Below are 22,240 nucleotides of genomic sequence, written 5' to 3'. Positions count from 1 at the left end.
GGGGTGTCCTCGTCGTGGATCGGGGGGTTGTGGCCCGATTGTGCGAAGCCCCTGGCGCTGGTCTGGTGCCGAAATGGCACCAGGTCTTGCCAATTCTGTTCGGTGCCCTGATGAAAACCCTGCGTCTGTGCCCGGAGGTCGGGCCCGGCTTCAGCGCTGCGCCAGTGCCTTCCACAGCGCTTCGGCCAGCGGGCCCAGACGGCGTTTGGGGCGGTACAGGCGCACGTCAAAACGCACCTCCATGCGCGCATCGCCCGCCAGGGCCATGCGTTGGGCCTGGCAGTCGGCAAACACCATGGACCAGGGCAGCCAGGCCACGCCCAGTCCCTTTTGCACATATTCATAGTGCGCGTCGGCCGAGTCGCATTCGACCACCCGCTGTAGCCGGGGCGCGTGCGGGTTCTGGGCCAGGTGGTCTTCCACCAGGCGCCCCAGGGCCAGTTGCGGGGCATAGGCCAGGTAGGGCACGCGCGTGGCGTCGGGCCCGAAGCGGTGCAGCGCCTGCCCTTGCGCGGTGGCGCGTGACACGGGCACCAGCCGGTCCGAGGCCACGGTCACGTGCATGAACTGGCGCGCGTCCAGGCGCACGGCCAGCGTGGGGTGGTGGTAGACGAGGGAGAAGTCGGCCTCGCTGCGCTCCAGCATGGCCACGGTGTCGGCCAGCGCGCGGGTGCGGATGCACAGCTCGCCGCCCTGCAGGATGGGCTGCAGGCGCACCAGCCAGTCGGCCACCACGGTGCGCGCCAGCGTGCGGCCCGTGGCCAGGGTCACGGTGCGGGCCTGGCGCCCGGCCAGGCTCTGCAGCTCCTCGTGCGACTGCGTGAGGTTGCGCACCATTTGCCCGGCGGTGTCCAGAAAACTCTGCCCGGCGGGCGTGAGGGTGACGGGCCCCCCGCCCCGCTCCACCAGCGGCGTGCCCGCCCAGGCCTCCAGCGCGCGGATGCGCCGGCCAAAGGCGGGGTGCGTTACGTGCCGCAGTTCGGCGGCGCGGGTGAAGCTGCGCTCCTGCGCCAGCACGATGAAGTCCTCCAGCCACTTGAGCTGCATGGGCGTGTGGTGTGGCTGCGGGGGCTGGGGAAGGATGGCGCGTGGTGCTTAGCGGCTGCGCGAGGCTTCAAGCACCGCGCGGGTGTGCTGGGCGGCGGTGCGCGCTGCGGCCGCAAAGTCCGCACCCGGGGAGGCGTACAACACGGCGCGTGAGGAGTTCACGATGATGGGGCCGTCGTTGCGCAGCCCGGCGCGCACGGTGGCGGCGGCGTCGCCGCCCTGGGCGCCCACACCGGGGATCAGCAGGGGCAGCGTGGGCGCGATGGCGCGCACGCGCTCGATCTCCTGCGGGTAGGTGGCGCCCACCACCAGGCCGAGCTGGCCGTTCTTGTTCCAGGGGCCTTGCGCCAGGCGGGCCACATGCTCGTACATGAGCGGCTGGCCTTCGATGCTGGCCAGGCGCTGGTTCTGCAGGTCGTCCCCGCCCGGGTTGGAGGTGCGGCACAGCAGGAAGGCGCCCTTGCCGTGGTAGGCCAGGTAGGGCTCGATGGAGTCAAAACCCATGAAGGGCGACAGCGTCACCGCATCGGCGCCATAGCGCTCGAAGGCTTCCTTGGCGTATTGTTCAGCGGTGGAGCCGATGTCGCCACGCTTGGCATCCAGGATCACAGGCACTTGCGGCGCATTGGCGCGCATGTGCTGCATCAGGCGCTCCAGCTGGTCTTCGGCGCTGTGGGCGGCAAAGTAGGCAATCTGGGGCTTGAAGGCACAGACCAGGTCGGCCGTGGCGTCCACGATGGCGGCGCAAAAGTCATAGATCTTGCGCGGGTCGCTCTGCATGCCCGCAGGGAAGCGGGTGGGTTCGGGGTCCAGGCCCACGCACAGCAGGGAGTTGTTCTGCGCCGTGGCGCCGCGCAGCATGTCGGTGAAGTTCATGGGGCGTGATTTTAGTGGGCGGGTCCCTGGGTATCCCCCTGGGGGCTGCAGCACGCGCTGTGTGGGCGGGTTGCCAACGGTCCTGCAGGCATAAAAAATGTCCGCAGTCAAGCGATTGTTGAAATCAGCCTGATGGCCGGAAGTCTATATGGGGTGCGGGTTTGGCTCTACTTCGGGCCGCCTTGCGGGGCTGTGGCGTTGTGGGCTGGGAGCCACATAGGAGCTTCGCGGTAGAAAGCCCGAGCGTGCTGCATCGGGGGCGGTTGCCTGCAGGCGGTAGCCGCGTTTGGTCTTCATAGCCCAATCGGTCGCCGTCCTCCAGAATGAAGAACGCGCAGCCTTGGGCTGCGCGTTTGAGGGATGGCCGCCAGCGGAAACCGGCATCATCAGCTTGGCTTCGGCGGCGCGGCCTTGCCCGCGCCTCCCTTCCTGAATCCCCGATCTCCGACCATGAAGGCTTCTAGCATGTGCGGAATTAGCACCGTGGCATCGACCGCCTCGCCGTAGGTCTGCGCGTGCAGCGTAGCGTAGCGGTCGAGGTCGGCTTTCAGGCTGGCCGGGCAAGCAAAAGTCAGCTTCGTGGATTCCGTTTTCGGCAGCGGCCCGAGCCGTAGCTTGCGCGTCGTCATCGCGAAGTCCCCCTGTTGAAGAAAAGTGGCTGGTACGGCCGCAGCACCAGATCGCGGTTGACGATGATGCGAACCGGCAAGCCGGGGCGCTCCGTCAAGGTGGGCTGGATGTTGAGGTTGCGCCGGGTCATCTCCTGACCGACCTGATTGATGCTGTCCTGGGCGCTATCGCGGCCGGCGATGATGACGCGATCACCGTCCTGCCGGTTCTCCGGCGCAGCCAGTTCGGCACCGATGCCCAGTAGCGTCGTCAGTGCCGCACCGGCAAAGACGCGATCCCAATGCCAATCCACATCATCTTCCAAGCCGGCGTAGCCGGCCGGATCGGTGCCGGCCAAGTTGTCGAGCTTGAGCGAAGACGTGTCGGGCAGGATGATCCGGTTCCACACCACTTGCACGCGGCTCTGCCCGTAGCTGACCTGGCTGTTGTATTTGCCCAGGATGCGTGACCCCTGCGGGATCAGCAGGAACTTGCCGGTAGCCGTGTCATAGACCGGCTCCGTCACTGTGGCGATCACATCGCCCGGCAAGTCCGACTTGATGCCCGTCACCAGCGCCCCGGCGACCACCGTTCCGGCCATGACCTGATACGGCGACGCCGGCAGCGTCAGGTTGCCGGAATCACGGGCTTCCGTGGTTCCGGCTTTCTGGAATGCCTCTTTCTGGTCTTGCCGGTTCTGCACGGCGGTCGGGTCGGCGGGCTGGGCCGCCGTCGACGCAGGCCCGGCCGCCAGCGGGTCGAAGGCCGCATTGGCGGTGAAGCCCGGCGCAGCGGCTACCTGTGTCTGCGCCACCGGCGCGGCCTTCTGCGAACCAGAGCGGAAGAACACCGCCGATGCCGCTGCTGCTTCGGCTTCCTTGCGCAACGCGTCGTTGGGGTCGTTGCCGGGGGCCGCGTAGGCGGCCGTCACCGGCTGCTGCGACTTCACAATGGCCGGGCCAAGATCGCCTGGCAGCGGCGGCCCCAACTCCGGCACGGATGCCGCCAAGGGGGGCGGCAGCTTCGAGTAGTCCGCCGGCAGCGCGTCCAACCCTTCGGACTTCGAGACGCGATCGACGTTGTAAAGCTCGGTCTGCTCGCCTGCACCGCGCCGCTGCGGTTGCAGCGACCACATCAGCGCGCCGAGCACAGCGACCGAGAGACCGCCGACGAGGATGGCCAGCGTGCGCCGGTTCAGGCGCGTGACCGGGCGCGGTTGGGCGCGCAGCGCAACTGCCTCGGGTGCCACCTTGCCCGCATGCGGCGTGGCGAGGTCGGGAGTGTCGTCCTGGCTCATGGTCAGTTCCTCCGCGCCAAGCCATCCGTGCGTTCGATACGCACCACGTCACCCTTGTCGCCGCCCAGGCGCAGTTCGGCCGCGCCGAACAGCCGATCCACGATGTAGTAAGGCGAGCGAAAACGGTAATTCACCAGTTGTCCGTCGCCCTGCGCGCCGATGACGAACAGCGGTGGCAGCTCGCCTTGGGCGATTCCCGGCGGGAACTGGATATAGACCTTCTCGCCATCGTCGAAGGCGCGCAGCGGCTTCCACGGCGGATTGCTGCCTGAGACGGAATATCGGAAGCGGATCTTCTCCAGCGACAGTCCGGTATCGACCGGTGCGGCGGCGCTAGCCGCCTGCGACTGGCGCTGCAAGGCCAACATCCGGTCTTTTGGGTAGTCCCAGGACACCGACGCCATCCATGCCTTTTCCGTCGAGGTCAGTTCCAGCAGGTATGTTCTGCGACTGGTGGTGATGACCAAATTCGTCTTGAGGCCTGAGCGGATGGGCTTGACCAGCACATTGATGCGCATCGCGTCGCCGCTGCCGCTGGACGTGTCACCGACGATCCAGCGCACGGTATCGCCGGCTGCGACCGTCACTAGTTCCTCGCCCGGCTGCAAGGAAACCACGGTCACGCGTCCCGGCGCGGCATAGACTTGGTAGAGCGCACCATCGGTGAAGGGCCACACCTGAATCGCATTGACGTAGCCCTCGCGCGTGGGCGCGATGCGCGCCTCGGCATTGGCACGGGAAACGCGCACCTTCTCATCGGCCGGCTCCGGCTTAGCCGGGGCCGCGTCCAACTCGTGCAGCGGCTTCAACTGCGCTGGCAGCGCCAGCGGCTCGGGCATGGCGACGACTTCCACTGGAGCAGGCGGCTCCGGCAGCGGCTGTGCCTGCACCGGCTCATCGAGCGAAATGGACGGAGGCGGCTTGCCCTGCGAAGCGCAGCCCGACAGGGCCACCACGGTCAGCGCGAAAGCGTATAAGCGGAAAGACAGGTTCATGGCTTGGCTCCTTCAGAAGAATCCAGTTCGCGGCTCCACGACAGGCCGTTGACGTAGATACCCAGCGGGTTCTTGCGCAGGCGCTGTTCGGTGCGCGGGGTTTGCAGGACGGTGGAAAGCACCGCGTTCCATCGCTCGGTCCCGGCGGGGGCACCGTTGATGAACCGTTGCTCCGTCCAACGGACGTTGAACGAGGCATCGCTGGCGCGTACCACGCTGGTGATCTGCACCGTCACCGACTCGCGGCCAACACGGGCGAAAGGATCGTTCTTGCTGGCGTAGTCGTTGAGCACCGCCGCGCCTTTGTCGGTGGTGTAGTCGTAGGCGTCCAGCCAGTTTTGCCGCACCACGATGGGATCGATAGACAGCGAGCGCACCAGCGTCACGAAGCGCGCCAGGTGGTGCGCGATCTGCGCATCGGCGGGCCGGTACGGCGTGGCGGCTTCGCCGACGGCGCGCACCTGCCCCGACTGATCGACCTCGATGACGTAAGGGGTGACGATGGACTGCGCCGAGCGCCACACCAGGCCACCGGCCATCAGCAGCGCAAGCGTGAGGCAGCCGAAGGCCATAAAACGCCAGTTCTTGGCCTGGACGCGGGCCGAGCCGATGCGCTCGTCCCACACCTGCGCGGCGGATTGGTACGGGGTGGCAGGCTGCGGCGTGTCGGCATAGCGCACCTGCGGGCGTTTGAATCGCATAGGGTTCTCCTTGGTGGTCAGGTATCGGGTCACGCATCGGGGCGCAGGCTTGGGCCTTGCCCTGAGCCGCCGCCGTCGCCACTGCGCAGCGTGTGGGCTGCGGTGGTTGCGGCATGGGTGATCTGCTGGCGGCGGTGCATCCGCTTTGCCCAGGCGGGTTGCTCTTGCTTCGGCGCGCTGGCTGCGCCTTCGCCTGCGGCGGCCTGGCCGGAACCGGCAGCGCCGACATCCGCACCGTTCCATCCTGCCCGGAAGGAGTCGGCCACCTTCTGACCGGCAGCGGAAGCGCCCGATGCAGCTCGGCGGCCTGCCGCTTGCGCGCCGGTCTTGGCGACATTGCCGAGGCCCGCAGCCGCGCCTTTAGCCCCGCCGCCCGCAGCGGCGGAACCGGCCTGGAATGCGGACTTGGCGCTGCTGGCCGCCGACGTGGCGGCGCGTGCGCCGCTCCCGGCCAGCTTTGCGGCGGCCGGGGCCATGCGTGCGCCCGCCATGACGGCACCGCCCACGCCGGTCGCGGCGGCACCGATGGCAACACCCGTGCCTACCGCGCCGACGGCAGCGCCCGCCATCGCACCCGCGCCGAGCTGCGGCGCACCGGACACAAGGCCCGTGGCGATGCCGGGGCCGAAGATGCCCAGCGCCAGCAAGGCAAGCGAAGCCAGCATCACGACAAGCGCATGGTCGATGGAAGGCTCGTCGGGATGAACCTGGAACTCCGCGAACAGGCCCGAGCCGATGCCGACGATTACCGCCAGCACCAAGACCTTGATGCCTGACGAAACCACATTGCCGAGCACCTTTTCCGCGAGGAACGAGGTTTTGTTCCAGAGCGCAAACGGGATCAAGACGAAGCCGGCAAGCGTGGTCAGCTTGAACTCGATCAACGTGATGAAAAGCTGAACCGCGAGCACGAAGAAACAGAGGATCACCACCAGCCAAGCGATGAACAGCACCACGATGGGGTCGAGGTTCACGAACACTTCGGGGAAGCCGGCCATGTCACCGATCTGGTCGAGGATCGGCGCAGCGGCGTCGATGCCGGTCTTGGCAAGCCGACCCGGCTGCAAGAAGTTCTCCATCGTTATGGCCGAGCCAGTGGCGGTGATGCCTAGCCCGGCGAACGAGCGGAACACGATGCTCGACAGCCAATTGAAGTTACCGATGATGTAGGCGAAGGCACCGACGTAAAGCACCTTGCGCAGCAGCTTGGCGATCACGTCCTCGCCCTGGCCGGTCGCATGGCTCATGGCCCAATACAGACCGGCAATGGTCATGTCGATGACAATGAGAGTGGCCGTCAGGAACGCGACTTCGCCTTGCAGCAGACCGAAACCGGAGTCGATGTAGCGCGAGAAGGTATCGAGGAATCTGTCGATGATCGTTACGTCGTTCATGGCGTGTCCTCCGCAGCGGCGAGCGACGCATCACCTTCCGGCGCGTCGTCGGTTGGCGTGTCGAAACTCGCCGGAATCGGCGGCAGTTCTGCCAGCGTCCGGTATTCGTCCGGCCCAGTCTGGCCGGTGAAGAAGCGCCGCCGGAAGGCTTCGGCAGCGGCGCGACAGGTGTCTTCGCCTGCGGTTTGCCGGTCGGCTGCGCATTGGGCGCGCAGCGCCTTGAGCCGCACGGGATCGGCGGCCAAGGTGGCGGTCAGGTCTTCAGCCGGCTGCTGGCCGCATGCGGTCAGCAGCACGGCCAGCAGGACAGGAACGCATCGCATGGCCGCCTCCCGTCAGTTGTTGTAGAAGTTGACGGACTGCGGTGTGTACGGCGTGCCGGTGCCCAGGAAGCGCCGCCGCACTTCGCGGGCGCGCTCGGTGGCCGCTGCCTGCCGCGCCAGCTCCAGCGAGGCCGCCCTGTCTTGTGTGATCTGGAGCTGCTGGGCCTGGATGGACTGCTTGGCCTGCAAGGCGAGAAGCTGGTTCGTTGCCTGCATCGCTTGCAGCGCACCCGTGGCCGATTGGCTTTGGCTCACGAGGTCGGCCAGCGCGCTTTCGTCTTGCGTCAGGTTCTGCGACACCTGCGCCTGCATCCGCATCGCGGTGTGCAGGCCGTCGAGCGTGTTCTTCCAGCGTTCGCGTGCGTCCTGTGCCATGCGGTCGCCGCTGATGGTGGCGGCGTACTGCTCCGGGTACAGGCGCGAGAACGTGGCATCCATGCTCTGCACGTCGTAGGCCAGCCCTTGCGCCTCGGCAATCAGGCGTTCAGTCGTGGCGAGCGTCGAGCGCAGCCGGTTGACGATGTTGAAGTCGAGATTCGCCAGGTTGCGCGCCTGGTTCATCAACATCTGCGCTTCGTTCTGGAGCTGGTTGATCTGGTTGTTGATCTGCTCCAGCGTGCGGATGGCAGTCAGCGTGTTCTGCACCAAGTTGACGGGATCAACGAAAGTGAGCGCCGCCGCTGGCTGAGCGAGCATCAGCGAGCCGGCCAGCGCGGCGGCGAGCGAAACGGAAAGTACACGGGTCTTCATGGCGAAATCTCCAGGGGTTGAGTAGCGAGGAAAGAAGCCGCCGACGGCGAGGACGGCAGCAGGTCGGCGGCCCAATCGAGGCCGCGATGGCGTAGCCACGCACCGGCGAAGCCGGGAGCGCCGGCCTGCGTCAGCACTCGGTCAATGTCGCGTTGGTCTTGCGGTGTGGATGCGCCCGAGAAGGCGAGCGCGGCTGGCCCCAGGTCGAGGTCGAACAGACGATTGCCCAGGCGCGATTGGTAGTAGTAGTCGCGCTTGGGCTGCGCGGTGGCGACGATTTCGATTTGCCGACTGTTGAGGCCAAAGCCCTCGTAGACCGTGCGAATCTGCGGCTCGGTCGCCTGCGGGTTGGGCAAGAAAATCCGGCTCGCGCAGCTTTCGATGATCGCGGGCGCGATGGTCGAATCCTTGATGTCGGCAAGCGACTGCGTGGCGAAGATCACCGACACGTTTTTCTTGCGCAGAGTTTTCAACCATTGCCGGATGCGTGCCGCGAAGGACGGTTCATCAAGGAATAGCCAGGCTTCATCGAGAATCAGCAGCGTGGGAGCACCGTCGAAACGTGCATCGAAGCGGGCGAACAAGTAGCGCAGCACCGCTTGCACGGCGGCGGGGCTGTGCATTAGCTCTTCCATCTCAAAGCCCTGCACGTCGCCGCTGCCGAGCCGGTCGCGGTCGGCATCCAGTAGCTTGCCGTGCGCGCCGCCCAGCACATACGGCGACAATGCCTGCCGCAGCGCGTTCGATTGCAGCAGCACCGAAAGCCCGGTCATCGTGCGCTGCTCCACCGGCGCACCAGCGAGGCTGCCGAGCGCCGACCAAATGGCGGCTTTCTCGTCGGGGCCGACGGTCACGCCTTCATGCAGCAGGCGGCCTTCGATCCACTCGGCGGCCCAGGTGCGATAGCCTTCGCTGTCGATACGGGCCAAGGGCTGAAAGGCAATGGCGCCGTCCGCGCCGAGGTCGTAGTGTTCGCCGCCCAGGCCCAGCACCGTCGCCCGCATGGATCGCCCCATGTCGAAGGCGAAGATGCGCGAGCCGCCATAGCGGCGGAACTGCAAGGCGAGCATCGCCAGCAGGACAGATTTTCCCATGCCCGTCGGCCCCGCGACCAGCGTATGCCCCACGTCGCCGATGTGCGTCACCAGCCGGAACGGCGTCGCGCCATCCGTGCGCGTGACGATCAGCGGCGGGCCGTCGAGATGGGCGTTTTTCTCCGGCCCAGCCCACACGGCGGACACCGGCATCATGTGCGCCAGATTCAGCGTCGAGACGATGGGCTGGCGCACGTTGGCATAGGCATTGCCTGGTATGGACGACAGCCACGCATCGACTGCATTTAAGGTTTCGGGGATGGTGACGAAGCCACGTCCTTGGATGACACGTTCCACCATGCGCAGCTTTTCGTCGGCTACGGCAGGGTCGTCATCGAACACCGTCACCGTGGCGGTGAGGTAGCCGAAGGCGACTTGATCGCTGCCAAGCTCTTGCAAGGCGGCATCCGCGTCGGCCGCCTTGTTGCTGGCATCCGTGTCCACCAGCGGCGATTCCTGCTGGAAGATGGTTTCGCGCAGTAGCGCAATGACATTCTTCCGTTTCGCAAACCACTGGCGACGCAGGCGGCCCAGCTCCTTTTCCGCCTCGGCTTTATCGAGGCAGAGAAACCGGGTACTCCAGCGATAGGCAAAGCCCAGGCGATTGAGGTCGTCCAGCAGGCCCGGCCAGGTCGAGGTCGGAAAGCCCCGCACCGACACCACGCGCAGATGCTGGTCACCCAGCATGGGCGCAAGGCCGCCGACTAGGGCGGAATCGGCCAGCAGTGCGTCGAGGTGGAAAGGCACCTCGGGCACGGCCAGCCGGTAGCGCCGCGTGGACACCGTGGCGTGAAGATAAGTCAGCGTCGCGGCATCGTCCAACCAGACGATTTCTGGCATCACGCCATCGAGCAGGTCGAAAACCCGATCCGTTTCTGCCAGGAAGGCGTCAAGCCGACCGCGCCAGTCCACACCATCGCCCGGCGCGTGCTCGTAGAGCAGCTTGGCTGCACGAGCGCGGGATTCCTCCGGCGGCAGATAGGCTAGCGTCAGGTGATAGCTGCTTTCGTAGTGGTTCCCCGATTCCTCAAAGGCAGCGCGGCGTTCTTCGTCCACCAGCCAGGACAGCGGTTCGGGAAAGTCGGAATGCGGATAGTCCGCGGCCGACTGGCGCTCGGCTTCCACGAACAGCGCCCAGCCCGAACCCAGCCGGCGCAACGCGTTGTTTAGCCGTGCCGTCGTGGCGATCAATTCGCCCTGCGTGGCGCTGTCCAGATCAGGCCCGCGAAAGCGCGCCGTGCGCTGAAACGAGCCATCCTTGTTCAGCACCACGCCCGGCGCGATCAGCCCAGCCCAGGGAAGCCAGTCGGCCAGCAAGGCGGGCCGCTGGCGGTATTCGGCAAGGTTAAGCATGGCGGCGTCTCCTACACGTCCAGCAGCGGCTTGTGCTTGATGTGCCGGGCGAAGACCTGCATGAACTGCGGATCGACCCTCGCGCCCCACACGGCCAGCGAGTGACCGACGATCCAGAGCACTACGCCAGGAATCCAGAGTTGCAGGCCCAGCCCGACGGCAGCGGCTAGCGTGCCGTTGGCAATCGCCACCGTGCGCGGTGCGCCGCCCATCAAGAGCGGCTCGGTCAGCGAGCGATGTAGCGGCACCTCGAAGCCGGCCGCGAAGCTATCCGGGCCACTCATACGACAGCCCCGCCGGAGAAGCTGAAGAACGACAGGAAGAACGAGGACGCGGCGAACGCGATGCTCAAACCGAACACGATCTGGATCAGCTTGCGAAAGCCGCCCGACGTGTCGCCGAAGGCGAGCGCGAGGCCCGTGGCGATGATGATGATGACCGCGACGATGCGTGCCACCGGCCCCTGAATCGACTCCAGAATGGATTGCAGCGGGCCTTCCCACGGCATCGAGGAGCCGGATGCCTTCGCCGTGCCCGCCGTCATCAGCATGACTGCGGCCAGCAGCAGGCCGTGGTGCGCGGGGCCGGCCAGCCGCCGCAGGCGTGCGATGGTTGAAACCGGATTTACGGAATTACGGAAAGCGTGAACGTGCATCTGCGTCATGGCAGTTCTCCAGGTAGGTCAAGGGACGAGGAAGGCGCAGCGGCATCGGCTGCGAGAGGAACCGGCATCAGCTCGGGAAACGGTGTTTCCAGCGCGTCCGCCAGGCGATAGCCGGTGCCGTCGAAACCGACGACACGGGCGATGCTTTCGACGCGGCGCTTGCGGCCACGCCCGGCGATGTGGATCACGACGTTGACCGCCTCGGCGATCAGCGCACGCGGTGGGTTCACCGCCACTTCAAGAATCAACTGTTCGAGGCGCAGCAGCGCGCCCAGCGCGGAACCGGCGTGGATGGTGGCGATGCCGCCGGGGTGGCCGGTGCCCCACACCTTAACCAAGTCCAGGGCTTCGCCGCCGCGTACCTCGCCGACGATCACGCGGTCGGGGCGCAGGCGCATCGTGGCCCGCACCAGCTCGGTCATAGACACGACGCCAGCGCGGGTGCGCAGCGGCACATGGTCGCGGGCTGCGCATTGCAGCTCGATGGTGTCTTCGAGCACAAGCACGCGGTCGCCCGTGGCGGCGATCTCCGCAAGCAAGGCATTGGCGAGTGTGGTTTTGCCGCTGCTCGTCGCCCCGGCGATCAGGATGTTCTGGCGCTCACGCACGGCGCGGCGCAGGAACTCGGCCTGGCCTGTGGTCAAGATGCCGTCGGCCACATAGCGATCCAGCCCGATGATGCTCACGGCGCGCTTGCGCAGCGCGAAGGCTGGGCCGGGCGCTGCGGGCGGCAAGATGCCCTCGAACCGCTCGCCGGTTTCGGGCAGCTCGGCGGTCAGCAGCGGCCGCCCGCGATGCACCTCTGCGCCGACGTGCGCAGCCACCAGCCGGATGATGCGTTCGCCATCGTCTTGGGACAGCTCCACGCCCAGCGGCATGCGGCCCGATGACAACCGATCCACCCATAGGGTGCGGTCGGGGTTGAGCATGATTTCCACCACGTCGGGGTCGGCCAGCGCAGCGGCGATGACTGGCCCCATTGCCGTGCGCAGCATCTGGATACGGCGATCCAGAGAGGTTGCGGCGGATGAGAGTTCGGGCGGGGTTTGCGGAATGGCGCTCATGAGGCACGCTCCTGCGCTTCAGCCAGTGCCTCCGCGTCATCCATTCGCGCCGGGTCTGGGTGCAGTTCTTCCACAACGTCGCGCACCAGGCTGCGGCCACGCAGCAGGTGGCGGCCGAGCCGCTCCACGAATTGCTCGAAACGCGCTTTGCCTTGGGCGCGAGCTGCGTCCTGATGGGCTTCGGGAATCGGGGTGCTGACGGTCAGGAAGTAGCGGATGAACAGCGCCAGTGTTTCGATCTGGATGTTCTGGTCGCGCTCCATGCGCTCGGCCTGCCGCGACAGGCGATCGAGCCGCTTGGCGATGGCCGCCTCGCGCTGGTCGCCAGCATCGGGCGATAGCCACGACGCGAGCGCCGCCGCGACAATGGACGACTTGGACACGCCTTTCTTGGCGGCCAGTTCTTCGAGACGCTTGGCGTGCTCGGGCTGAATGAACAGATTGAGGCGGTATTGGCTCATAAGTCGATTCCGTCGTTGGGGTCGAGGGAAGCCAGCCGGGCCGTGCGCTGCATGGCCGGGTCGAGCTGGCCGGGAAGCGGCAGCGGCAGGTCGTCGTCGTCATCGAGCAGAGTCAGGTCATGGCCGGCGAGCAGCGGTTCGGGGCTGTATTCGCTGACTTCGGATAGCTCCGGCTGTCGGCGTGGGCCGCCGTCATCGGCGGTGCCTGTGCCATCGCCGGACAGGCCCGCAGCCCGGACCGTTGACACGGCTGGGATCGATAGGCCGCTCCAGTCGTCGGGCCGGGCCGGTGGCGCGTCCGCGTATTGCCCGGCCGCGAGCACAGGCGGCGGTAAAACGCGGTTCTTGAAATTCGCGTCGGCGTAGTAGCGCAGCTTCTTGGCCTTGATCGGTGCCACGCTGGACACCATCACCACAGCTTCCTCAGTCGGAAGCTGCATCACTTCACCGGGCGTCAGTAGCGGGCGGGCCGTCTCCTGCCGCGACACCATGAGGTGCCCCAGCCACGGTGCCAATCTGTGCCCGGCATAGTTGCGCTGCGCGCGCAGTTCGGTAGCGGTGCCAAGCGTTTCGGAGATCCGTTTCGCAGTGCGTTCATCGTTGGTGGCGAACGTCACGCGGACATGGCAGTTATCCAGAATCGAATGGTTCTGGCCGTAGGCTTTGTCGATCTGGTTGAGCGATTGGGCGATAAGAAAACTGCGGATTCCGTAGCCCGCCATGAAGGCAAGCGCCGTCTCGAAGAAGTCCAGGCGGCCCAGCGCCGGGAACTCATCGAGCATCAGCAGCAGCTTGTGGCGGCGTTCGATGCCGTCGCTGCCGTCGAGCGATTCGGTGAGCCGTCGGCCGATCTGGTTGAGGATCAGGCGAATGAGCGGTTTCGTCCGCGAAATATCCGAAGGTGGCACTACCAGATAAAGCGACACCGGATGCTCGGACGCGATCAGGTCGGCGATACGCCAGTCGCAGCGCGAGGTGACTTCGGCCACCGTGGGGTCGCGGTAGAGGCCCAGGAACGACATGGCGGTGCTCAACACGCCGGAACGCTCGTTGTCCGACTTGTTGAGCACTTCGCGCGCCGCCGAAGCGACGACTGGATGCGGGCCACCACCTTCCACGTTCACGAGGTGCTGTGTGGTCATCATCCGGTGCAAGGTCAGCTCGAAGGGGCTGGCCGGATCGGAGAGGAAATTGGCGACGCCGCGCAGCGTCTTGTCCTCGCCCGCGTAGAGCACATGCAGGATGGCCCCGACCAGCAGCGCGTGCGAAGTCTTCTCCCAATGGTTGCGCTTCTCAAGCGCGCCTTCTGGATCGACCAGAATGTCGGCTATGTTCTGTACGTCACGCACTTCATGTGCGCCGCGCCGAACTTCTAGCAGCGGGTTGTAGGCCGCCGACTTCGCATCGGTCGGATTGAACAGCAGGCAGTGTGAGTAGCGTGAGCGCCAACCTGCGGTGATCTGCCAATTCTCGCCCTTGATGTCGTGGACTACGGCGGATGCAGGCCAAGAAAGCAGCGTCGGCACCACAAGGCCGACGCCTTTGCCTGAGCGCGTGGGCGCGAAAGTGAGGATGTGTTCCGGGCCTTCATGCCGAAGGTACTTGCCATCGTGCTGACCGAGGAACACGCCGATCGGCTGCGTAAGGCCGGCTTTGCGAATGTCCTCCGTACTTGCCCAGCGTGCCGAGCCATAGGTCGTGACTAGGCGTGATTGACGAGAGCGCCAGATCGACATGCAGACTGCGACCACCACCGCCAGCAAGCCACTGCCACCCGCTATGGCACCGCCCGTGTCGAAAACGCGTGGCGCGTAGGCATCGAAGAAGAACCACCACTCAAACAGCTTCCACGGGAGGTAGATCGGTGTGCCGAGGAAATCAAACCAGGGGGAGCCAAGGCGTACCTGATAGCCAAGGGCTGCTGCCGTCCATTGTGTGGCGCCCCACACACCCGCGATCACGATGCCGAATACCACGGCTATCTGACCGAACAGCACATTCGTACCTTGCATAGCCCCGCCTCCAATCTCTCCTACGCTGATTCCCTTGGGAAACGCGGCTTAGAAATGTGCCGCAGGCGTCAGGATCGGTGCTGGCTTAGTGCCGGTCAAAGACCGTTTGGGGCAGAAAGGTCGATAAGAAAGAATGAATTCGCGCTGTGTCTAGCCAGGGAGTGACTCCGTAAGCGCCGGCGAATATCAGCGTGCCGAACAGAAGATTCAGGCAGACTAGCGAATTGCTGAATTGCTGAATTGCTGAATTGCTGAATTGCTGAATTGCTGAATTGCTGAATTTCAGAATTTGGGGGATTCTTTGGGCGGTGTGTATGGCGTTTTTCCGTCACCGTAGAACCGCTTACGTGTTGCCTCCGCTACCCGGTTGCAAAGCAGTTCGCCCAAAGTAGGCCGATCCGTCTTGCATTGCTGGCGCAACTTCTTGAGCTGTTCCGGGTCTGCCACCAGCTCTTCTACTGTCGGGGTTTTCTTTTCTGCACTAGTGGCTTTGTGCGGTTTATCAGATTGACCGCATGCGACTAGCATTGCAGCGACGAGCGTGATGGCGAGTCTCATGGCATCAATTCCTCCGGAAGATCGGGATTTCGGCTTTTTGTTGACCTGAGAAACTCTGGCAATTCGATGGCCTGTACTCGCTGAATGAAGCGCGCAAGCTCGTCAAACGGATCGCCTTCAAGTCTGAGTAGATAGGTCGTCAAAGGTGGTACGCGTGTCGAAAGCGGCCTCGCCACGACTCCTGGCTCTCGGGAGGCTGCAATGTGTGCAGCCCCTGTAAGTCCGAGTGCAAAACCGGCAGATACCAACGCCATCATCAGGTCGAAAGTGGTAACCCGCTCGGCAACTAGAGGCTGCATTTCAGCCCGGCTAAGTACTCGCTCAATGTGCTTGGCGTGGCCCTCGCACACTTGAGGATCAGATAGCACTAGCGGGTAGCGCAGCAGTTCATCCAATGGAATTCGCTTAAGAGCCAGCAACGGATGCCGAGCTGGCAGCGCCACCATAAGCGTGTCAGTCCACGCGGGAAGTGCGACGATTCCATCACCTACGTCGTCGGACTGTGCAAAGCCGACGTCATACAGGTCGTCGTGCAATCCTTTGATTTGTTGGGATAGTGGCACCTCAAAAAAGCGAATCTCAACCTCGGGCTCCTCCTCGCGACACAACGCCAATAGGGCTGGTAAGCACAGTAGTGTTGCGCCGTCTGACAAGGCGACGCGGAGTTGTCCATGAAAGCCATTTTTTGCTGCCTTCACGCAGTCCCGCGCCTGTTGCAAGGATGCGAACACCCGAGGTGCGTGCTCCATGAGCATCAACCCAGCTCGTGTCAAACGCGTGCTTCTCGTGTTCCGAATAAAGAGCTGTGCTCCTAACTCCTCTTCGAGTTCTTTGATCGTGCGAGACAGTGGGGACTGCTCAATATGCAGTTTCGCAGCGGCGCGAGCGAAGTGAAGTTCCTCGGCGAGCGCCATAAAACAACGTAGATGTCGAATTTCCATGCGTCCCCTACTAATCGTCGATCTATTCAGTATTTAAAACTCGCTGCCATGCTGCGTTCTTCCAACTCAAGGACTCAGGGTGAAGATTGCAGATTCACATGCTCTGGCGAACCAGAAAGCGCTTTAGCGAGAACACCCCATTGCACGGCTGCGTCGGCGCGAGCACGGACCAGAGCCGCTCGCTGGGACAAGGTGCCACGCTCCGCTTCTGCAACAACGGTCGCATCCACCTGTCCCGCCTCAAAGAGGCGTCGACTGCGGTCAAGGAGTCGATCAGCGACGACAAGACCATCGACCTGATGCTGCAGAGAAGTCCGCTGGGTCTGCCAGCCCAGATAAGCGTTCTCCACATCCTGAAGCGCAAGCAAAACCGTGCGTTCCAGGTCAGCCTGTGCGCCGCGACTGCGTGCTGAGCCCTCGTCGATTCCCGCTTGTATTGCTCCACCGTCAAAGATCGGAAGCGTCACACCCAAGCCCAGAGAGAAAATGTTCCCTGCCACACGTGTTCCGTTGTTCTCGAAGCGTTGGCGCCCACCACTCAAATCGAGCACAAGTTTGGGGAACCGCTCGCCTTCTGCTGCGTTCCATCGCGCCGTCGCCGCTGCAAGACGCGCCTGCGCGGCTCTGACGTCGGGGCGCTGCTGCAGCAATTCGCCTGGCACGCTTCTGGGAGTCCAATCGGGCATGGTGAGAGAGGCAAGCGCAGGACCGCTGCCAAGCGCCCCCGGAATCCGGCCAACGAGCACATCCAAGGCATGCGTTGCTTCGCCGCGTACGCGTCGCAACTGCTCTTGCTCCACCCGGAGGGCGATGACCTCGGAACGCGTGCGTTCAATGTCAAAGCCCGTAGCTTGACCTGCCTTGAACTTCTGCTCTGTCAGACGCTCAAGGCGCTCGGCGACTTGAAGTCGCTCTTTTGCCAGATCTTCCAGCTCTGCCGCCTGCCGCTGCTGCAGTGCAGCGGACACTGTCTCAAAGGCGATCTGCCAACGTGTCGCGAACCAGTTCTGTTCGACAGCAACTGCGTCCATCCGTGCGCCATCAGCGGCATGCGAGAGGCGGCCCGCTAGATCAACTTCCCATGAAGCCGACAGCGGAAGCCTGGCATCGCTGCTGATGGTCGGTGCCAAAGAAAAGTCGCGCGCGCGCGTTGCTTGGGGCGTGAGCGCCAAGCTAGGGAACATTGAAGCGCGTGTACGTCGGGTGATCGCCACAGCTTCATCAATCCGCGCTCTTGCAATAGCGAGATCGGTGTTGTGCTCCAGCGCGTTGCGCACCAGCGCGTCAATCAGCGGATCACCGTACGCCGTCCACCACTCGGCCGGGAGTGCTTGTGCTGGCACCTGCTGCACAGCCAGACCCGCTTCGTTCATGAATTTGGCCGGAACCTCAACGCGTGATGTCTCCACCCTGTGAGGCGAGTGGCTGCACGCGGCGAGAAGCGTGATCGATAGGAATGCAACAGCAGTAAGGCCGCGGCGGGCGTAGGGATCGGACATGTTGAGCCACTAGGTTGTGAATTGAGGAGGCCGTCTTGACGGGCATAGTTCATGGCGTGTACTATACCGTCCAGACGGTTCAAAAATCAAGCATCTTTGGAGTTTCACCATGGCAACTCGTATGAAATCAAGCCCAGAGGAGTCGCATTCGGCGGACAACGGCGCTGAAGCCCCCTCCATCTCTAAGAAAGCGCAACAAACACGGGAGCGCATCCTTCAAGCTGCGCGTGACGTAGTCATGGAGGGAGGTGCCGGGCACCTAACGCTTGACGCGGTCGTTGCACGGGCAGGAATGAGCAAAGGTGCGTTCCTGTACCACTTCAAGACCAAGCGCGATCTGCTCCTCACGATGATTGATGACCAGGTCTCGGCGTTTGATGGCGGGCAGGAAGAGCGAGAGCTGCCATTCGTCGGCGATCCAGACCCTTGGCTATCCAGCCAGGTCTCGGCTATGCCTGACGGCGGGATGCAAAAGATGAGCGCTGCATTGCTGGCGGCCGTGGCTGAAGACCCCACGCTGCTTGAGCCTGTGCGCGGCTGGTACCGCAGGCAGTACGAGAACGCGAGCAAATCTCCACGCGGCACCGATATCGCCGGAATCGTTCTATTTGCCTTGGACGGAGTCTTCCTCGCCGAAATGATGGGTTTTCCGACGTTTGCTGCCGAAGACCTTTCTCGACTCATGCACACCCTCCAGGCGCTCGCCCGCGGCGAACTGGAACTCACCCCTATTGATAAACGCTGATGAAAGGCCTTCCCGTGTCTTGCACTCCCTTTAAATCCCAGTCCTGGCAAATGCAGAAAGTCGGCCTCGCGTTTGTTCTGCTCGCATCGCTTGCCGGCTGTGGTAGTCAGAAGGAGCCTGCTTCCGATCCACCGCGAGCGGTCAAGCTGCTCACGGTGGGGGATGTAGGTTCTGTGGCCAATCGCATTGAATTGAGTGGTCTAGCTCGCTCCAGTGAGCGGAGTACCTTGGGGTTCGAGACTGGCGGGCGTATCAGCAAGCTTCATGTGGACGTGGGAGATCGCTTCTCTCGCGGACAGCTTCTGGCTGAGTTGGATGTTCAGCCCGAGCAACTCCGCCTAGAACAGGCTCGGGCGACACTCGCTGCTGCGGAAGCCGCATTGGCAGACAGAATCGTGCAGACAACGCAGCAAAGGGGGCTGCTTGAGGGCAACGTAATCTCCCCGGCTGCATTCGAGAGTGTGAAAGCACAGTTGGTTGCAGCTGAAGGCCAGGTGCGCAATGCAAAGGCCGCATTCGGCCTTGCCGAGCGTGCGCGAAGGGGGGCCGCCATTCATGCGCCATTCGACGGCGTCGTCGCGGAGAAACTCGCTCTGCCGTTCACAGATATTGCAGCCGGAGCGCCGGTGCTTCAAGTGGATGGACTACGCAGCGGCGTAGAAGTCCTTGCGACTGCATCGACGACCCAGGCGGCAAATATCAAAATTGGGCAGGTCGCCGAACTGCGCCTGAGCGAGTCAGCAAGTCCCGTTCGTGCTTCGGTACAACGCATCGGCTTGCGTGCTGAAAATGGCTCACTTTTACCTGTCGTGCTCGTTCCTCAAGATGCTACTCTTGCGCGCAGTCTTCGACCCGGGTCTGCCGTTCAAGTATTGCTGAAGGCACCGGAAGCGAAGGATGCCTCACCAGATCGTCTGATGCTTCCCTATTCGGCACTGGTGCTCAGTGAGAAAGCAGGACAAGCCGCAGTGTTTGTATATGACGTGACCGGAAAGAAGGTGCACCGCCGGGAAGTGCAATTCCAGAGCGAGCCAGGCGGCGACAACGTTCGCGTTGTGGGCGGCCTGAAGCGCGGCGAGATGGTAGTCGCGGCTGGCGCGAGTTGGCTGACGAACGAGCAACAAGTCACCCCACTCAAGGCCACGACCCAATTGGCCGGACGCTGACCCGCTACAGGAAGACTTCGCTATGAAGATCACAGAAATGGCGCTGCGCGCCAGCAGACTCACCTACCTTGCCGCGGTCATCATTCTTGTTGCCGGCATTGCCACGTTTCTCAATTTCCCTTCGCAGGAACCCCGATGGCCACCCCAAACTGCTCCACTGTTGGCCAGTCAAACTGCTCCAGGCAGGACGGGGTGATTATGCGGGGTCTGAGGTGATGATCAGGCGTGCAGCAGCCTCTTTGAGCCTGTAGCTCTTGCCCTCGAACTCCAGCATGGCGCAGCGGTGCATGAGGCGATCGAGGATGGTGGTGGCCATGGTCGCGTCGCCCAGGTAGCGACCCCAGTCCTGCACGACGCGGTTGGAGGTGATGACGATGGAGCGGCGCAGCTTGTAACGCTGGTGGACCAGGGCCTGCAGCAACTCGGCGGCATGCTCGCTGATGCGCCTTGCCAGGAACAGGTCATCGAGCACCAGCAAGTCGGCCGCCACCCAGCCCTTGAGCAGACTGGCGCGCTCGTCGGCGTCGGCCAGCGCATAGCGAGCGAACTCGCTGTCAGCTTCGATGTAGGACACGTCATGACCGAGCAAGGTGGCTTGGTAGGCCACGGCCTTGGCGATGTGGCTCTTGCCGGTGCCGGGCTTGCCTACGATCAGGGCGTTGGCGCCTTCGCTGAGGAACTTCAAGGTGTGCAACTCGAAGCAGGCTGCGCGCGGCAGCTTTGGGTTGAAGCGCCAGTCGAAGTCGGCCAGGGAGGGCTTCTCATCCAGGCCGGAGAGCTTGAAGCGACGTGCCATCAGCCTGCTGTGGCGTCGGTCGAGTTCGTCTTGCAGCAAGGCTGAGAGCGTATCCAGAAAGGGCTCCTGAGCGGCCTGGGCCTGCATCAGGCGCGTCTGCAGGGTCTCAGCCATGCCTGACAGGCGCAGCTTGCGCAGGGTGGCCTCGATGTCGTGGGGGGTCATGGCGGTCATGCGAAGAAATCTCCTTGAGGTGTGATGGCGGGTGTCGTGGCCGCTGTGGCCATGGCGAAGAGTTCGCCGTACTCCTGTGGGTTGCGGATGAGGTCGTGCGTTTGCGTGGTGCTCGCGGGTGCGGCCTGCGTCGCTGTCGGGGCGGCATCGAGTTGGGCCAGAGCCTGCGCCACCAGGCGTTCGGTGATGGCCTTGACGTGGCGGTAGCTGTGCACACCGTCGTCGATGGCCTGGGCACAGGCGGTGTTGACCATCTGGCGTGGATAGCGGTCGGCCAGGTGCACGATGCCCCACAGCTTGCGCTGGCCCACACGGCCTTCGATGGCAAACAGCATCTGGCACAGCCGGGCGGCGTCCACGCCGATGGCATCGGCCTGCTTGAGGATGTGGAGGGTCTCGCGGGAGGGGTTGAAGACGCGCTCGTCCATGGGCAGCACCACGGTGCCTGGCCGCTCGGCCAAGGTGTGCGTGCGCAGCAGGGCCTGGGTCTGTAGGTCGCGAATCTCCAGGCGGCGCTCGAAGATGCGCACCAGCACCTTGGTGCCAATGTGCGCCGGCCGCGCGGCGTAGCTGCAATGGGCCACGCGCACGCAGCCGTCGTCGCACACGGTGCGCTGCTCGTCACGGAAGTACGCCATGGGCAGCGTGGGCAAGGGCTGCAGGTGGGGCCGCTCTTCTTCGAACATGGCCTGTACCTGGCGGCGCTCTGAGCCGTGGATGCGAGAGGCCGCCCACTTGGTCTCCCAGTGCTCCAGGTAGGTGTTCTGTTCTTCAATGGTCTCGAAGCGCTTGCCCTTGAGTGCCGTGGCCTGAGTGTGACCAATGGCATTCTCGACACTGCCCTTGCGGTTGGGGTCACGTACCCGCGCCGGGTCGGCCACGACCTCGTAGTGTGCCAGGGTGGCGGCGTACACGGGGTTGAGCTCGGGCTCGTACAGGTCGGGCTTGAGCACGCCTTCCTTGAGGTTGTCCAGGACCACGTATCGGCACGAGCCGCCAAAGTAGCGCCAGGCTTGTTCGTGCAGTTCGGCCCAGACCTGTTGGCCAGAATTCCAGACCACGCGGCGGAAACTGCGGCGCGAATACCGAAGCGTGGCCACGAACAGGCGTGGCTTGCGCCAGCGGTCGGTGCCGGGCACGCGGGTGGGCGCGCCTTCGCCGAAGTCCACCTGCATCTCCTCGCCGGGCAGGAAGCTCAGGCGGTCGAACTGCTCAGGCTCACGCACCCGGATGCGCGCCACGAAGCGTTTGACGGAGTTGTAGCGTGCAGCAAAGCCGTGGGCATCGACCAGGTCCTGGTAGATGGCCGTGGCATTGCGGCCCAAGCGCAACTGAGCTTCGATGAAGGCGCGGTGGGGCTCACACAGCGAGGTGGCCGCCGGCGCAGGCGCCAGCAGTAAAGCCGGTGGCCGGGGTGGAGCAGTTTGGCTGGCCAGGGGCACAACCAGGTCGGTGGCCACCCCGGGGCAGTTTGAATCGTCAGGCGACGGGGGCGGCGGATCGCCCTGGGCCTCAAAGCGCTTAGCCCAGGCGCGGATGGTGTGGCGGGAGATGCCGGTGCGGCGCTCAATCTCGCGCTGGGTGTTACCCGCGCGCAGGAGCGTCCAGATCGTGGTTTGTAGATGTGGCTTCAAGACGTTCACCTCGTGAATCCCCCCTTGTGATCAAGGGGGTGGAAGTTACGTCCTGCACGTCAGAGCTGAGGCGCCTGACTCACCGAA

General features: G+C 64.2%; 23 protein-coding genes. 3 read left to right on the top strand and 20 right to left on the bottom strand.

Annotated elements, in window-relative coordinates:
- Positions 1 to 150 precede the first annotated feature (150 nt).
- From ACSQ3O_RS26275 to ACSQ3O_RS26190, 18 genes are all read right to left on the bottom strand, one after another.
- Complete coding sequence (locus ACSQ3O_RS26275; RefSeq protein WP_252658008.1) at positions 151 to 1,047, bottom strand: LysR family transcriptional regulator; 897 nt, start codon at positions 1,045 to 1,047, stop codon at positions 151 to 153.
- 48 nt (positions 1,048 to 1,095) lie between these two features.
- Entirely contained in the window at positions 1,096 to 1,923 is an 828-nt protein-coding gene (gene pyrF, locus ACSQ3O_RS26270; protein WP_436140964.1) for an orotidine-5'-phosphate decarboxylase, read from the bottom strand.
- 386 nt (positions 1,924 to 2,309) lie between these two features.
- A complete protein-coding gene (locus ACSQ3O_RS26265; RefSeq protein WP_004883121.1) occupies positions 2,310 to 2,552 on the bottom strand; it encodes a DUF2274 domain-containing protein in 243 nt (80 codons plus the stop codon).
- Positions 2,549 to 3,829 (bottom strand): TrbI/VirB10 family protein, encoded by a 1,281-nt coding sequence (locus ACSQ3O_RS26260; RefSeq protein ID WP_004883119.1) that lies wholly within the window; start codon positions 3,827 to 3,829, stop codon positions 2,549 to 2,551. The genes ACSQ3O_RS26265 and ACSQ3O_RS26260 overlap by 4 nt, the downstream gene beginning before the upstream one ends.
- Positions 3,830 to 3,831: 2 nt before the next feature.
- A complete protein-coding gene (trbG, locus tag ACSQ3O_RS26255) occupies positions 3,832 to 4,824 on the bottom strand; it encodes a P-type conjugative transfer protein TrbG (protein WP_004883112.1) in 993 nt (330 codons plus the stop codon).
- Complete coding sequence (gene trbF, locus ACSQ3O_RS26250) at positions 4,821 to 5,525, bottom strand: conjugal transfer protein TrbF (RefSeq protein WP_004883108.1); 705 nt, start codon at positions 5,523 to 5,525, stop codon at positions 4,821 to 4,823. Before trbF ends, trbG begins: the two co-directional genes overlap by 4 nt.
- A gap of 29 nt (positions 5,526 to 5,554) precedes the next feature.
- Positions 5,555 to 6,919, bottom strand: a complete 1,365-nt coding sequence (gene trbL / locus ACSQ3O_RS26245) for a P-type conjugative transfer protein TrbL (RefSeq protein ID WP_004883106.1) — start codon at positions 6,917 to 6,919, stop codon at positions 5,555 to 5,557.
- Positions 6,916 to 7,242, bottom strand: coding sequence for a hypothetical protein (locus ACSQ3O_RS26240; RefSeq protein WP_004883103.1), 327 nt, complete (start codon positions 7,240 to 7,242; stop codon positions 6,916 to 6,918). The genes trbL and ACSQ3O_RS26240 overlap by 4 nt, the downstream gene beginning before the upstream one ends.
- Before the next feature lie 12 nt (positions 7,243 to 7,254).
- Complete coding sequence (trbJ, locus tag ACSQ3O_RS26235) at positions 7,255 to 7,992, bottom strand: P-type conjugative transfer protein TrbJ (protein ID WP_004883101.1); 738 nt, start codon at positions 7,990 to 7,992, stop codon at positions 7,255 to 7,257.
- A complete protein-coding gene (gene trbE, locus ACSQ3O_RS26230; RefSeq protein WP_004883099.1) occupies positions 7,989 to 10,439 on the bottom strand; it encodes a conjugal transfer protein TrbE in 2,451 nt (816 codons plus the stop codon). Before trbE ends, trbJ begins: the two co-directional genes overlap by 4 nt.
- Before the next feature lie 11 nt (positions 10,440 to 10,450).
- Entirely contained in the window at positions 10,451 to 10,723 is a 273-nt protein-coding gene (locus tag ACSQ3O_RS26225) for a VirB3 family type IV secretion system protein (RefSeq protein ID WP_004883097.1), read from the bottom strand.
- On the bottom strand, positions 10,720 to 11,103 hold the full coding sequence (locus ACSQ3O_RS26220; protein ID WP_004883090.1) for a TrbC/VirB2 family protein: 384 nt from the start codon (positions 11,101 to 11,103) through the stop codon (positions 10,720 to 10,722). The genes ACSQ3O_RS26225 and ACSQ3O_RS26220 overlap by 4 nt, the downstream gene beginning before the upstream one ends.
- Positions 11,100 to 12,167, bottom strand: a complete 1,068-nt coding sequence (trbB, locus tag ACSQ3O_RS26215; protein ID WP_004883088.1) for a P-type conjugative transfer ATPase TrbB — start codon at positions 12,165 to 12,167, stop codon at positions 11,100 to 11,102. Before trbB ends, ACSQ3O_RS26220 begins: the two co-directional genes overlap by 4 nt.
- Positions 12,164 to 12,628 carry a ribbon-helix-helix protein, CopG family gene (locus ACSQ3O_RS26210; protein ID WP_004883086.1) on the bottom strand — a complete coding sequence of 155 codons (465 nt, stop codon included), beginning with the start codon at positions 12,626 to 12,628 and terminating at the stop codon, positions 12,164 to 12,166. The genes trbB and ACSQ3O_RS26210 overlap by 4 nt, the downstream gene beginning before the upstream one ends.
- Positions 12,625 to 14,640, bottom strand: coding sequence for a conjugal transfer protein TraG (locus ACSQ3O_RS26205; RefSeq protein WP_004883083.1), 2,016 nt, complete (start codon positions 14,638 to 14,640; stop codon positions 12,625 to 12,627). The genes ACSQ3O_RS26210 and ACSQ3O_RS26205 overlap by 4 nt, the downstream gene beginning before the upstream one ends.
- 282 nt (positions 14,641 to 14,922) lie before the next feature.
- The gene (locus ACSQ3O_RS26200) at positions 14,923 to 15,198 is read right to left on the bottom strand and encodes an EexN family lipoprotein (protein WP_004883082.1); all 276 of its coding nucleotides are present in this window, start codon (positions 15,196 to 15,198) and stop codon (positions 14,923 to 14,925) included.
- On the bottom strand, positions 15,195 to 16,139 hold the full coding sequence (locus tag ACSQ3O_RS26195) for a LysR family transcriptional regulator (RefSeq protein WP_004883081.1): 945 nt from the start codon (positions 16,137 to 16,139) through the stop codon (positions 15,195 to 15,197). Before ACSQ3O_RS26195 ends, ACSQ3O_RS26200 begins: the two co-directional genes overlap by 4 nt.
- A 74-nt stretch (positions 16,140 to 16,213) precedes the next feature.
- Positions 16,214 to 17,638, bottom strand: coding sequence for an efflux transporter outer membrane subunit (locus tag ACSQ3O_RS26190; protein ID WP_028699135.1), 1,425 nt, complete (start codon positions 17,636 to 17,638; stop codon positions 16,214 to 16,216).
- 109 nt (positions 17,639 to 17,747) lie between these two features.
- On the opposite strand from ACSQ3O_RS26190, the gene ACSQ3O_RS26185 reads away from it, so the two are divergent.
- Genes ACSQ3O_RS26185 through ACSQ3O_RS26175 form a run of 3 tightly spaced genes read left to right on the top strand, consistent with a single transcriptional unit; the run spans position 17,748 to position 19,745 of the window.
- Positions 17,748 to 18,383, top strand: a complete 636-nt coding sequence (locus tag ACSQ3O_RS26185) for a TetR/AcrR family transcriptional regulator (RefSeq protein WP_022652140.1) — start codon at positions 17,748 to 17,750, stop codon at positions 18,381 to 18,383.
- Positions 18,383 to 19,549: an efflux RND transporter periplasmic adaptor subunit gene (locus ACSQ3O_RS26180; RefSeq protein ID WP_023123862.1), complete on the top strand. Its 1,167-nt coding sequence runs from the start codon at positions 18,383 to 18,385 to the stop codon at positions 19,547 to 19,549. The genes ACSQ3O_RS26185 and ACSQ3O_RS26180 overlap by 1 nt, the downstream gene beginning before the upstream one ends.
- A gap of 22 nt (positions 19,550 to 19,571) precedes the next feature.
- Positions 19,572 to 19,745, top strand: a complete 174-nt coding sequence (locus tag ACSQ3O_RS26175; protein WP_436140963.1) for a hypothetical protein — start codon at positions 19,572 to 19,574, stop codon at positions 19,743 to 19,745.
- Here the strand turns inward: ACSQ3O_RS26175 and istB are convergent, their stop codons facing one another.
- Positions 19,746 to 20,510 (bottom strand): IS21-like element helper ATPase IstB, encoded by a 765-nt coding sequence (gene istB, locus ACSQ3O_RS26170; RefSeq protein ID WP_374258801.1) that lies wholly within the window; start codon positions 20,508 to 20,510, stop codon positions 19,746 to 19,748.
- Positions 20,511 to 20,515: 5 nt separating this feature from the next.
- Positions 20,516 to 22,162, bottom strand: coding sequence for an IS21 family transposase (gene istA / locus ACSQ3O_RS26165; protein ID WP_374258795.1), 1,647 nt, complete (start codon positions 22,160 to 22,162; stop codon positions 20,516 to 20,518).
- Between the last annotated feature and the right edge of the window lie 78 nt (positions 22,163 to 22,240).

Origin of the sequence: Acidovorax sp. LjRoot74 (assembly GCF_964254355.1) — a bacterium.
Lineage (GTDB): Bacteria > Pseudomonadota > Gammaproteobacteria > Burkholderiales > Burkholderiaceae_C > Acidovorax.
Note: the sequence above shows the minus strand (reverse complement) of the source record. Positions and strands in the feature narration are given on the sequence as shown.